The 12,577-nt window shown below is 64.2% G+C and carries 10 protein-coding genes; 1 reads left to right on the plus strand and 9 read right to left on the minus strand.

The annotated features are described in order from the left end of the window. The 9 genes from A39O_RS0126175 to ppdK all read right to left on the minus strand — a co-directional run. Positions 1 to 211: IS3 family transposase (locus tag A39O_RS0126175; RefSeq protein ID WP_020505828.1), on the minus strand; the 211-nt coding region annotated here is incomplete at its 3' end. Positions 212 to 271: 60 nt separating this feature from the next. Then, positions 272 to 643 (minus strand): RpnC/YadD family protein, encoded by a 372-nt coding sequence (locus tag A39O_RS0126180; protein ID WP_020507621.1) that lies wholly within the window; start codon positions 641 to 643, stop codon positions 272 to 274. A gap of 266 nt (positions 644 to 909) precedes the next feature. Further along, the gene (locus A39O_RS0126185) at positions 910 to 3,822 is read right to left on the minus strand and encodes a HEAT repeat domain-containing protein (RefSeq protein WP_169338498.1); all 2,913 of its coding nucleotides are present in this window, start codon (positions 3,820 to 3,822) and stop codon (positions 910 to 912) included. 4 nt (positions 3,823 to 3,826) lie between these two features. Continuing rightward, positions 3,827 to 6,259, minus strand: coding sequence for a TIGR04083 family peptide-modifying radical SAM enzyme (locus A39O_RS37165; RefSeq protein WP_083924899.1), 2,433 nt, complete (start codon positions 6,257 to 6,259; stop codon positions 3,827 to 3,829). 59 nt (positions 6,260 to 6,318) lie between these two features. Beyond that, positions 6,319 to 6,537, minus strand: coding sequence for a type II toxin-antitoxin system VapB family antitoxin (locus A39O_RS42370; RefSeq protein ID WP_020507625.1), 219 nt, complete (start codon positions 6,535 to 6,537; stop codon positions 6,319 to 6,321). A 91-nt stretch (positions 6,538 to 6,628) separates the two neighbouring features. Continuing rightward, positions 6,629 to 6,856, minus strand: a complete 228-nt coding sequence (locus A39O_RS0126205) for a hypothetical protein (RefSeq protein WP_020507626.1) — start codon at positions 6,854 to 6,856, stop codon at positions 6,629 to 6,631. 3 nt (positions 6,857 to 6,859) lie between these two features. Next, the gene (locus A39O_RS0126210) at positions 6,860 to 7,150 is read right to left on the minus strand and encodes a type II toxin-antitoxin system HigB family toxin (protein WP_020507627.1); all 291 of its coding nucleotides are present in this window, start codon (positions 7,148 to 7,150) and stop codon (positions 6,860 to 6,862) included. A gap of 231 nt (positions 7,151 to 7,381) precedes the next feature. Next, positions 7,382 to 7,693 (minus strand): UPF0175 family protein, encoded by a 312-nt coding sequence (locus tag A39O_RS0126220; RefSeq protein WP_020507629.1) that lies wholly within the window; start codon positions 7,691 to 7,693, stop codon positions 7,382 to 7,384. Between the two features lie 413 nt (positions 7,694 to 8,106). After that, a complete protein-coding gene (gene ppdK, locus A39O_RS0126225) occupies positions 8,107 to 10,881 on the minus strand; it encodes a pyruvate, phosphate dikinase (RefSeq protein ID WP_020507630.1) in 2,775 nt (924 codons plus the stop codon). 477 nt (positions 10,882 to 11,358) lie between these two features. Here ppdK and A39O_RS0126230 point away from each other — a divergent pair, with 477 nt between their 5' ends. Continuing rightward, positions 11,359 to 12,546 carry a class I SAM-dependent methyltransferase gene (locus A39O_RS0126230; protein WP_020507631.1) on the plus strand — a complete coding sequence of 396 codons (1,188 nt, stop codon included), beginning with the start codon at positions 11,359 to 11,361 and terminating at the stop codon, positions 12,544 to 12,546. The last annotated feature ends 31 nt before the right edge of the window (positions 12,547 to 12,577 follow it).

Here is a 12,577-nt window from a genome sequence, read left to right on the forward strand (position 1 = left end):
CAGCCTGATCGTCCACTTTCTGACGTCCACGCTTGGTTTCAAACAGCGTCCCGGCCTGCTCCAGGATCTCCTTTTTCCACTGCCCCACCTGGACCGGATGGACTCCATGCTCCTGTCCGATCTCGTTCGTCGTTTTGACCCCGCGGATCGCCTCCNGGCCGACTTTGGCCTTGAAGGATGCCGTGTACGTCTTGCGCTTCGCTTCGCCCATTATGATATGCCCCTTTTGGTTCGACGCGAGCTTAAATTACTGTCCGGTTTTCAGGGTCCACTATATAACGATCTCCACCGCCCCGAAGCGATCATAAATCCGATAATAGTATTGAAACAGGCGCTCGGGAAACCGGACGTCGGCCTGGGCCTGTACCTCAATGTGAAGAAACAGCCACAGTTCGGCCCCCTCGCGGCTGTAGACCTTGACCAAGCGATCGGCATAGCGGCGGCCGATCTCGGAGTCACCCGTGATCCGTTGCAGTTCGGCATCCAGGAACTCATAGGGTCGGGTCCAATCGATCCGGTCATGCACGGCGGGGAAGAACAGCGCCATGAAGGGCTGGAAATAGGCGTCGATCGCCTCTTTCCAGGGGGAGTCGAAGTCGGCCGCGCGGGGCTCGTTTGGGTCGGGGTCGCGGTGGTCGGTCATGGATTATCTGGCATTGGTCAAAGTTGCGGCACGGGACCCCGGGAGCCAAGCGAGCGACTGCACATGGCACGGGACGCCGTAAACCCGTCGCCCGGAGTCGCCTGTAGGGCGGATGCCCGCAGGGCGATCCGCCATTACGCGAGCCCCCAGATGGCGGAACCGCTGCGCGTTCCGCCCTAAGCGGGCTACGCGGGCTATGCACCACGCTGGAGCATCGCCCGGCGGGCATCCGCCGGGCGATGATCCCGTTTGCCCCGGGCGGCGAATCAAAAATCTGTCGGCAGCACGCTCTCGCCGATTGGATTGTCGGGGAAATCAATTCCAATCCCCTTATCTTCATGAGTGCTGACGCAATCTGAAGAGTTTCCGGTTGATAGGTAAGAAGACTGGTGGCGCGCGCGACATAGAGCCGCAACGTAATGCCAACGGCTTCTGAGCAAGTTCGGGTGTCGCACAGCAACAACGCGCAATTCCAGGGCCACGGCATGGCGTACCTTGAAATCACTATGGTCCAAGTTCAGAATGGCGTCTTCGATCAGTGGGGGCATCAGTAGTTCCACTGCGCGCACGTCGCTGCTATTGGCCACGCGCTCAAGATCACCCATTCCTCCGGTGATCAAGCTTGCCCATTGGGACTCCCCGAGTTGTTCCAGGGCCACGGCAGCCCAGCGTTGCACGTCACCACTGCAACTCCCCAGCACCTGGATCAATGGCTCGACCGCCCGGGAATCGCCCAGCTTCCCCAGTGCCCAGGCGGCGCTACCCCGTCCAGAACCTTTGGAATCCGTGAGGGTTCGGATCAGCGGTTCGACGGCCCGGGGATCGGCCAGTTGCCCAAGCGCTACGGCGGCGCTGCCCTGTCCAGAGCCTTTGGAATCCGTGAGGGTTCGGATCAGCGGTTCGACGGCACGGGGATCGCCCAGTTGCCCAAGCGCTGCGGCGGCGCTGCACGTGACACTTGAGTCGGAGTCCTCCAGCGCCCGAATCAGCGGTTCGACGGCCCGGGCATCGCCGAACTTCCCAAGTGCCTCGGCGGCATGCCTCCGCACATCTACGCACGAATCGCTGAGCGCCCGGATCAACGGTTCGATCGCGCGGGTATCGCCTAACTCGCCAAGTGCCTTGGTGGCGCCACGTCGTCCCCTGTCGCCCGATTCCGCCAGAGCCTGGATTAGCGGTTCCACCGCTTGGGGATCATGGAACTTCGCCAGGGCTTGGGCGATGTCGCCGCGGACATATTGGTCATTTCCTCTGAGCGCCCCGATCAGTGACTCGAACGCCCGGTGGCCGCCCAACTTCGCGAGGGCGTCGGCGGCGCGGGCCTGGCCATTTTCCAGAGCCTGTTCTAGCGCCCCGACTGCTCGTGCATCTCCGCATCTTTCGAGCGCGGAGATATAGTCTTCTCCAATGCAGTCCATCCAACGCGACTCCCCCAATTTTGCCAGCAGCTCAGCGGAAGCGCGGCGCGCGCCGAAGTCGGGATCTGTGAGTGTTCGGATCAGCGGTTCGACTGCGGCATTGCCGAACTTCGCGATGGCGTCGGCGACGGTGCTGCGCACATACCGGTCTTTGTCTTTCAGCGCCCGGGTCAGCGGTTCGATCGCTCGTGCGTCACCCAACTTGGCAAGCGCGTCCGCGGCGCGGCGTCTGACGTCTTTGTCGGTACCGCCCAGTGCCAGGATCAGCGGCTCGATTGCCCTTGAATCACCGGAACTTCCGAGCCGCGAGATATCATAAGAATCGTTTTGAATAAAGTCTTTCCAACGCGGTTCGCCCAATCTGGCCAGCACCTCGGCGGCGGTCCTTCGTACAAAAATATTGGCATCTCCCAGTGCCCGGATCAGTGGATCTACCGCCGCAGTGCCGAACTTCGCGAGGGTATCGGCGAGCTCAGGTAGGACAACCTGGTCGGCAGTCCTCAGCGACAGGATCAGCGGTTCGATAGCATGTACATCGCCGAGGTTCGCCAGCGCGGCGGCGACGCTGCGCCGGACATACTGGTCTTTGTCTTCAAGCGCCCGCACCAGCGGGTCCACCGCCCGCGCATCACCTAACTTCGCCAAGGTGTCGGCGACGCAGCGCCGGACGAATGGGTCTTTATGTTCCAACGCCCGGACCAGCGAATCCAAGGCCCGCGCAGCGCCTAACTTCAACAAGGCGTTGACGGCGTAGCGCCGGACCTCTCCGTCGGTATCTCCCAGCGCGCGAATTAGCGGTTCCACTGCCTGAGCATGATTGACGGACTGCATCCAACGCGGATTCCCTCTTGCTAACACTTCAGCCGCGGTGCGTCGGACGTCCAAGTTGGGATCTTCGAGCGCCCGGAGCAGCGGTGCAGCTGCTGCATCGCCGAATTTCGCCAGGGCATCGGCGACTTTACGTTGACTATCAAAATGATCGACGTTCCTCAGCGCCAGCATCAGCGGCTCGATTGCACGCGCGTCGCCGAACTGTCCCAGGGCGTCCGCTACTCTACCGCGGTTATGCTGATTTCTGTCTTTCAGCGCCCGGATCAGCGGTTTGACTGCCCGTGCATCGCCTAACTTCGCGAGGGCGTCAGCGGCGTTGCACCTGACCCTGTCGTCGGTATCCGCCAACGCCTCAATTAGGCAATCCACGATAGCTGCATCGTTTCGCTTGCGCAACGCTTCGACCGCCGTGCTTCTCGGAATGCCATTTCCGCGCAAACACGCCCAGATCAGCGGTTCGTTGGCGCGTGGATCATCGCTGTTCGCGATACGTTCGATGTCCTGATCGTCACCTCTTACCCATTGCATCCAAGTCGGCTCTCCAAGAGCTTTCAGCGCTATTGCGACATGAAGACGCGTTGCTTCATCGAAATCTCCCAGCGCCCGGATCAGCGGTTCGACCGCCCGAGCATCGCCGAATTTTCCCAGAGCCGCGGCGGCTTTTTTTCGCACGTCGGAATTCCCATCCACCAGCGCTTGGATCAGCGGTTCGACCGCTCGCGCATCGCGGAACTTCGCCAGTGCGTCGGCAGCGTCGGACCGCAAAAGAGGATCAGCGTCTCCCAGCGTTTGAATCAGCGGTTCTACCGCCCGCACATCGCCGAGAGCACCTAGTGCCTTTGCGGCTGTTCTTCTCGCGAATAAAGCCGAGGAATCCAACTGCCGAATGTTCCTGCGAATCTTCCACCAGACTATTAGAGACTTGAACATGCCCTCAATCCTCATTGCCTGATCGTGAACCAAAATCCAGATAGACCAATGCCGCCCGGAGCAACCCCTCAGCTCTGGCCTTCAATCCCTGACACTCCGGCGGCGGCGCATCCAAATCGTATTGCGTCCGTTCGCCACCCCAGGCCCGGCAGGCCCCGCCGCACAGGTAGCGGACCTCGCACTCCTTGCAGCGCGGATTGGTGTCCACGCTATGCCCGCATAAGTCCGCGAATCGGGCGCTGTTGATCACGGATGCGAGCCCCTCCGCAACGACGTTGCCCAGGATGCCGTGCGGCCGATGATAGGCATAGCATGGGAACGCCTCTCCGGAGGGTTCGATATACAGGTTCTGCCCGAGTCCGCAGCCCGCGACCGGCCGGAAACCGCCCTCGATCAGCTCCAGCGGGTCGGCATGGGCACCGAGTGCCTCGGAGGTGGGCGGCTCGTCCCAGTCCGCCGCTCGGCCGATCGGGAGTATCGGGCGGAAGCGGGTGCGGCGGACTTTCAGGCGGCCCGCCAGGTCGCGCACGGCGTCACCGGGCGGCCCGGCGCTGTCGGTCGCGCGCATGACCGCGGCCAGGGACAACTCGGCGGCACCGGGCAGCCGGGCGGCGGCATCTTGATAGGCTTCAAGGTTTTGCACCGTCTGAGCATAGCTGCCCGGACCGCGGCGGGCGTCGTGTGTGGCCTCATCGCCATCGACGCTTACGACCAATTGATCGACGGCCCTGGCGATCTGGCGCAAGTCGTCCAGTTGCAGCGGGAGTGCCAGGTTGCTGCGCAGGATCAGGTTCATCGGCGCCACCCGCTCACGGGCACGCGTCAATGTCGCGAGCAGCGCGGGGCGTTGCGAGTGCATGAGCGGCTCGCCGCCGGTGAGGATAACCTGACGGAATTGCGTCTCTCTCGCTTCACTGAGCAATCGGCTAAGGTCGGCGACTGGCATGTCCCCTTGCTGTCCGCCGTGCGCGTCCGCGCGGGCGTAGCAATGGCTGCACCGCAGTTGACAGCGCCAGGTCAGGTGCAGGTAGAGGTTGTTGAGCCGACGGGTCGGCGGATAGAACTCCGACCAGAGCCCGGCGAGGGACGCCTCGCCGGAGGCCTGGGTGCGGCAGATGCCCATGGCGACCAGCCGCGCGGCGACCGCGGGCCGGTCCGGACCGCGGGCCAGTTCCACGGCGGCGACGATGCGCCGGGCGGTGCGGGCGACCTGGTGCGGGTGCGGCGGGGCGCGGACCAGATCGATCAGGGGTCCGCGGCGCAGCAGCGGGTGTACCTGCCCGTCCCACGGGCGGGCGGCGACCGCGTCGATATTCTCGGGGGCTGCCAGCTCGACGGTCAGGCGTCGCTGGAGGTGGTCGAACAGGGTGCGGTAGGCGGGGCAGTTGGGATCGCGTCCCGCGCTGTCGCCGGCCGCCGCGGCGTTGTAGGGGCAGCCGCCGCGGCAGTAGGGGAGGTGCGCGCAGCCGGCGCAGTCTTCGGTGATGCGCCGCTCGCGTTCGGCAAGGCGGCGGGCAGGCAGCGCGTCCAGGAGTTCGGCCAGGCTGGGGCGGTCGGCCAGATGTCCGAGGCGCCAGTCGGGGTGTCCGCAGAGGCGTTGACAGGGGTAGAGGTCGCCGCTGGGGTCAATGGCGATGAACATCCCCAGGCAGTCGCGGAAGGTGCAGGTCTGGCCCTGGCCGGTGCCGAGTGATTGGCAGACCTGATCCAGCGAGCCGATCGCCAGGTCGCGCCGGTGGGCGATGTAGTGGTCGGCCAAGTCGCACAGGAGCCGGCCGTAGTCGTCCGGCGGCAGGGCGTGGCGCGGGTCGCCGCCGCCGAGCGGGCGCAAGGCGGGGTGGACGGAGAAGCCCAGGCGTTCGTTCAGGAAGAAATCGAAGACCTCCCGCCAGCGCGGAGCGCTGGCGGGGGTGAAGGTGGCGATGCAGCCCGGCTGGAGGCCGTGGGCCTGGGCGCGGCGGATGCCGGCCAGGGTCCGGGCGAAGTAGCCGGCGCCGCGCTGAGCGTCGGTGATCGACTCCGGGCCGTCGAGGCTGGTACCGATCTCGACCCGGTACTCCCGAAACAGGGTGCAGAATTCGTCGTCGAGGTGCCAGAGGTTGCTCTGAATGGCCAGGCGCAGCCGGTCGGCACCCAGGCGGTCCCGCAGTCCGGTGAGTATCCGACGGAACAGGCCCGAGCCGGCCATCAGCGGCTCACCGCCGTGGAAGGTCACTCGGACCCGGGTCATGCCGGTCTCCTCGGCGATGCGGGCAATGAACGCGACGGTCGCGTCCGCGACCTCGGGCGACATGATCGGACCCTGGTGGGGCCCGAAGCAGTAGCCGCAGCGGGCTGGGCAGGCCAGCGAGGGGACGACCATGAACTGGGGCTGGGGCGCGCCCGCGGCAGTGCCAGGATCGGCGGCTTGCGGAACGGACGGGGCCTTGGTAGACATGTAAGCTCTTCCGGCGACCCTTCACTTCAATAGCGTTTGCTGCTCAGTTCAATCCAGGATCATGGCCGCGCCGGAAAGGCCGCTCTGACATCGGTTAGCGGAACGTCATCGCACTTGTAGAGCAAAGGCTCATCGAGCGTGAGGGCCAGGGCATAGTCGCAAGCAGTGCCGAGGGGTCGATGACCATCAACGCAGCAGGCCGTCTTGGTTTCCCCGGTCAGGCTGGCGAGCCGCGCGGCGAGGTGTTCGGTTTCTGCGTTGCGGATATTCAGGGCCATGGGATATCGCCGTGTAGCAATCTCCAGCGCAGTGTAGATGGCTGGCGCACGAGCCTGCAACCGGTCCGCGCGACACTCCGAGGGCCGGGCGCTATTCCGCCAGTTCAGGAACGTGGCAATCCTCGTACCGCTCGATCAGAACCCCCACGATCTCCATCAGCGAGGCCAGGGGATGGGACTCGTCCTCGCCCACCTCGTCGACCAGACGATCCAGGAAGGACACCAGGTGTTCGTAATCTTCCTCAGTGCGAGGGACACAAAGCAGCGGCGACAGCAGAGGCCAAGACCCTAACGCCGCGGTGATTTCGCTAGTCTGCATCGCTTAGTCCTCCCGCCACTTGCCGTTGTCGTACTCCGCGTGGGTCAGTACCGCACGGACATAGATCTTGGCGCAGTTGTAGTGGATGGCGGCAATCAGCCGCACCTTGTTGCCGCCGACATTGAAAACGGTCAACTTGCCAACTTGGTCGGCCGCAGGAAAGACCTTGCGCAGGTCGGCGAAGGATGAGAAATCGTGCCGCTTGGCGAGGCTGTACCAGTGCGCCAAGGCGGACCGGCTGTCCGGATATTGGTCCGCGAACAGGTTCAGGCGTTTACGGCTAATAATGTGCATGATAGCGATAGAGCCGCTCCAAACACTAGATAAAAAACTTTGCAATCTCACCAGTGGGAACCCCTACGCTGTCCCGCACCGAAAGGCAGATAGATTCGAGCCCCATGCAGCCCCTCGACGATCTCGGCAACCGAGGCAATGATCCCGCGCTGCTCCGCGAAGCGGAGCACGTCAGTAGTAAACGCGCACTGAAACCCCAGATCACCGGCCTCGTTCCTCGCCTTCTTGTCGTCAATCAGCAGCAGATCGGCGCGTCGCTCCAAGGCCAGCGCGAGAACCCTTGTCCATCAGTTCAACCAAGCGACGATAGCTCTCGTCCAGGTCTTGAGGGCTGGCGTTGATCGGGCTGAGCCCTTTGCTGCACAGTAGATCAAAGACCTCAGGATAGCTAATACCAAGCAACTCCGCCGCCTTACCCAGGCTGATAGCGCCACGTTGGCGCTGCTCGATGACGAAATCCTCGAACAGCGCCCGGCGGAGCGCCTCGGGAGTATCGAAATTGGCCGCGAGGTCATCGGGGATGTCGACGGTAATGGTCAGCATGGATCGGCTCCGGACGAAGGGCGTTGATCATCATTCCGGCCGCCGCCGCTCGGGGTGCACAGCTCCTGGGACAAACATGACCCCGCTGGAGAGATTGTGAAAGTATTGGCTCCGAACCCGAAGCCATCGCAATGCCGTAGGTTGGGGTGAGGAACGAACCCCAACATTTCAGCGCCTTACGTTTGGCTGCTCGTTGGGCTTCGTTCCTCAGCCCAATCGACAAGGAATACTTGCCCAAACTCTGGAGCGATGTCACGAGAGCCGCAGGTCGCTGGCCGAAATGGCGATGAGGCCAAGGATAACCCCAAAACGACACCGCCCGCGCATCCTTGCGGATACGCGGGCGGATCAACTGGAGCGCTGGGGCATCCCGCCCCCACCCAAGTCACCGGGGCGGGACGCCCCGGCTCCTTTTACTTCGCCGCGTGCAGCGCCGCATGCGCCGCCGCCAGCCGCGCGACCGGTACGCGCGGACCGGAGCAGGACACATAGTCGAGCCCGATCTTGTCGCAGAAGGCGATGGCTGCCGGGTGGCCGCCGTGCTCGCCGCAGATGCCGACCAGGAGATCCGGCTTGACCGAGCGGCCCCACTTGACCGCCAGCTCCATCAGCTTGCCCACGCCCTTCTCGTCCAGCACTTCGAAGGGGTTGTCCTGCAGGACCTCGGACTCGGTGTAGAGCGGCAGGAACTTGTTTTCCGCATCTTCGCGCGAGAAGGAGAAGGCGGCCTGGGTCAGGTCGTTGGTGCCGAAGGAGAAGAACTCCGACTGCTCGGCCAGGGTCTCGGCGCGCATACAGGCGCGCACGACTTCGATCATGGTGCCGAACTGGAACTTCACCGGCTTGCCGGTGCGGGCCTTGATCTCGTCATGGATGGCGTCGACCCACTTCTTGACGATCTTGAGTTCCTGGGCCGTACAGACCTGGGGTACTTTGATCTTGGGGTGGACTTCGACGCCGGCGGCCTGGCACTCGGCGGCGGCTTCGAGGATCGCCCGGATTTGCATCTGGTAGATCTCGGGGAAGCTGATGCCCAGACGCACGCCGCGATGGCCGAGCATGGGGTTGGTCTCGAACAGCGCGCGCACCTTGCGGAGCATCCGCTCCTTCTTGACGATGACCGACTCCACCAGCATCGGGTCGAGCTGGCGGCGCAGACCGTCGACGTCGGCGCGGACCTTGTCCGGGGCCTGCATCAGCGTCATCGCCGCACCCAGGGCGGTCAGGCCATGGGCGTTCTTGGCGAGTTGCTGCAACTCGGTGATCTCGCGCACCAGAGTGTTTTCGTTGGGCAGGAACTCGTGGATCGGCGGGTCGAGCAGACGAATCACCACCGGGTAGGGAGCCATCACCTCGAACAGGGACTTGAAGTCCTGCTGCTGCAGGGGCAGCAGCCGGTCAAGCGCTTCCTGACGCTCTTCCTTGGTGTCGGCAACGATCATGTCGATGACGATCGGCAACCGCGCCGGGTCATTGAACATGCGCTCGGTACGCGCCAAGCCGATGCCGACGGCGCCGTACTTGAGTGCGCGCTTGGCGTCGACCGGGGTGTCGGAGTTGGCCATGACCTTGATCCGCGCCACTTCGTCGGCCCAGCTGAGCAGGGTGACCAATTCGTCGGTGAATTCCGGCTCGACGGTCGGGATCTCGCCCAGATAGACCTTACCGGAGGTCCCGTCCAGGGTGATCATGTCGCCTTCCTTGAAGCTCGTGTCGCCGACGATGGCGATGCGCTTGTCCACATCGACGTGGATGCCCTCGGCACCGGCCACGCAGCACTTGCCCATGCCGCGGGCCACCACCGCCGCGTGCGAGGTCTTGCCGCCGCGCGAGGTCAGGATGCCCTCGGAGGCGAAGAAGCCGTGGATGTCCTCGGGCTTGGTCTCTTCACGGACCAGGATAACCTTGAACCCCTGCTCCTTGCCGAGCATCTCGGCACGATCGGCGTCGAACACCGCGATGCCGGAGGCGGCACCGGGAGAGGCCGGCAGACCGGAGGCCACCGGGGTGGCCTTGGCCTTCGGGTCCAGGCGCGGGAACAGCATCTGCTCCAGGCTGTCCGGGGCGACGCGCAGCAGGGCCTGGGCCTTGGTGATGATCCCTTCCTTGACCATCTCGACCGAGGTGCGCACCTGGGCCACGGCGTTCATCTTGCCGTTGCGAGTCTGCAGGCAGTACAGGATGCCGCGCTCGATGGTGAATTCGAAGTCCTGCACTTCCTTGTAGTGGCCCTCCAGACGGTCGCGCAGCGCGTCGAGCTGCTTGGCCATCTCCGGCATATCGGCCTTGAGGGAGACCAGCGGCTTGGGGGTGCGGATGCCCGCGACCACGTCCTCGCCCTGGGCGTTGACCAGGTACTCACCGTAGAGCAGGTTCTCGCCGGTGCCGGGGTCGCGGGTGAAGCCCACGCCGGTGCCGGAGTCGTCGCCGCGGTTACCGAACACCATGGTGCAGATGTTGACCGCGGTGCCGTTGGCCATGGCCGGGGTGATGTTGAACTGGCGGCGGTAGTCCACCGCGCGCTTGCCGCCCCAGGAGCCGAACACGGCCTTGATAGCAATCAGGAGCTGCTCGTACGGGTCCTCCGGGAAGGGCCGGCCGGTCTGCTCCTGCACCACGCGCAGGAAGCGCTCGGCGGTATCCTTCAGGTCGCTCGCGGACAGCGCCACGTCTTCTTTGACGCCCGCCGCCTTCTTGACCATTTCGAACTGCTTATCGAAAAACGTGTCGTCCACGTTCAGCGCGATCTTGCCGAACAACTGGATGAAGCGGCGGTAGGCGTCGTACGCGAAGCGCTCGTCACCGGTGGCCTTGATCACGCCCTGCAGCGTCTTGGCGTTGAGACCCAGGTTGAGGATGGTATCCATCATGCCGGGCATGGACATCGCCGAGCCGGAACGCACCGAGACCAACAACGGCTCTTCGGCGCTGCCAAAGCCTTTCTTGGTCTTCTTCTCCAGCGCGGTCATCTGCGTCTGGACTTCTTCCCACAGCCCGGGCGGCAGTTCCTTGGTCGGCGAAGCCAGGAATTCCAGGCACGCCTCGGTGGAGAGCACGAAGCCAGGCGGCACGTTGAGCCCGATCTGGGTCATCTCACACAGGTTGGCGCCCTTGCCGCCGAGGAGGTGCTTGTTCTTGCCGTCACCTTCCTCGAAAGCGAATACGCGTTTTTTGCTATCTGCTGACATGGCTCTGCTGAACCTCTCTCGCTTGGTGGTTTTGGGGATACGGGTCTGCAGCCCGCGCGTCATCGCGGGGCTATTGTCGCAGAGGTTGCCCGCTAGTGAGGAACTAAATACGAAGAATTGTTTCTAAAAATTGATAAATTTTCGATAATTATTTTTTATCCATAGAGTTAGGTCATTTTTCCGCATCGCCGGATACGCCGGAATGGCGGGGCGCAGCACCGGAACACCTGGGGAGCGGACCCCTGCCGCCCGCCGCGGCGCGGTGTTTTAGGCCCGAACGCTGGCGCGTAATGACCCGGAGAACCCGGCACAAACGCATCGTGGCCCCAACGATACGACCGACCAGCCGGCTGACCGAGCCCCTAATGGTAGGGGCCGTTGCGCCCCGCTCAAAGCCCAGCGTTGTCCTGGTTTGCTTTGAACCCCGCAAGCCGGGTCTAATCGGCGGCTGAATGATCCCGACCGACGCCGCGCACCATGCACCAGCACTCGACCCATTCACGGCCCCAAGGCGCCGACCCGGATGCCGAACGGCACAGCACCCGCCTGCGCGAACGGATCCGCGCCGCGATCGTCGACGCCGACGGCCTGCTGCCCTTCGACCAATTCATGGAGTTGGCGCTCTATGCCCCCGGACTCGGCTACTACGTGGCGGGTGCCGCCAAGTTCGGCAGCGCCGGGGATTTCGTCACGGCGCCGGAGCTCTCACCGCTGTTCGGAGACTGCGTCGCCGTCCAGTGTGCCGAGTCCCTGCAGCGACTGCAAGGGGGAGACCTGCTGGAATTCGGCGCCGGGAGCGGCGCGCTGGCCGCGGCGGTGCTGACCCGATTGGACCAACTGGGCGCTCTCCCCGGCCGCTATCTGATCCTGGAGCCGAGTCCGGAGCTGCAGGCGCGCCAACGCGAACGGCTCGGCAGCGCGGTGCCGCACCTGGTCGAACGCTGCCGGTGGCTGACCGGACTACCGGTCGACCTGCGCGGTGTGGTGCTGGCCAACGAGGTGCTGGACGCGATGCCGGTTCACCGCTTCCGCATCGGACCGGACGGCGAACCGCTCGAGATTTTCGTCACCGACCGCGACGGAACCTTGAGCGAAGTCGCGGCGCCCATCCGCTCCGTCGGGCTGGCCGCCGCACTCGCGGCCATCCAGGACGCCGGTTTCGCCCGCACACCAGGTTACAGCTCCGAGATCAACCTGCGGGCCGGTCCCTGGCTCGCCGCGGTCGGCGACGCCCTGACCGCGGGTCTGGTCCTGTTGATCGACTACGGCTACCCGGCGGCGGCCTACTACCAAAGCGACCGCACCATGGGGACTCTGATGTGCCACTGGCGCCACCAGGCCCACGGCGACCCCTATCGGCAGCTCGGGCTGCAGGACATCACGGCCCATGTCGATTTCAGTGCCGTCGCCCACGCCGGCTTGGCCGCCGGGTTCGTGATCGCCGGCTTCGCCACCCAAGCTCAGTTCCTGATCGGCTGCGGCATCGACCGCTTCCTGACAATCGAGTCAGGCACCATCGAGAACACACTCAATCAGGCCCAGGCAGCCAAACAGCTCTTGCTGCCCAGCGCCATGGGCGAGCGCTTCAAGGTCTTGGGGCTGGCTCGCGGGGTCGCCGGACCCTGGCGCGGGTTTTCAGTGCGCGATTTGAGTGATCGGCTCTAAGGCGATTTCCGCCAAACGATCCACGCATTAC

Source organism: Lamprocystis purpurea DSM 4197 (genome assembly GCF_000379525.1).
In the GTDB taxonomy this organism is placed as follows: Bacteria; Pseudomonadota; Gammaproteobacteria; order Chromatiales; family Chromatiaceae; genus Thiodictyon; species Thiodictyon purpureum.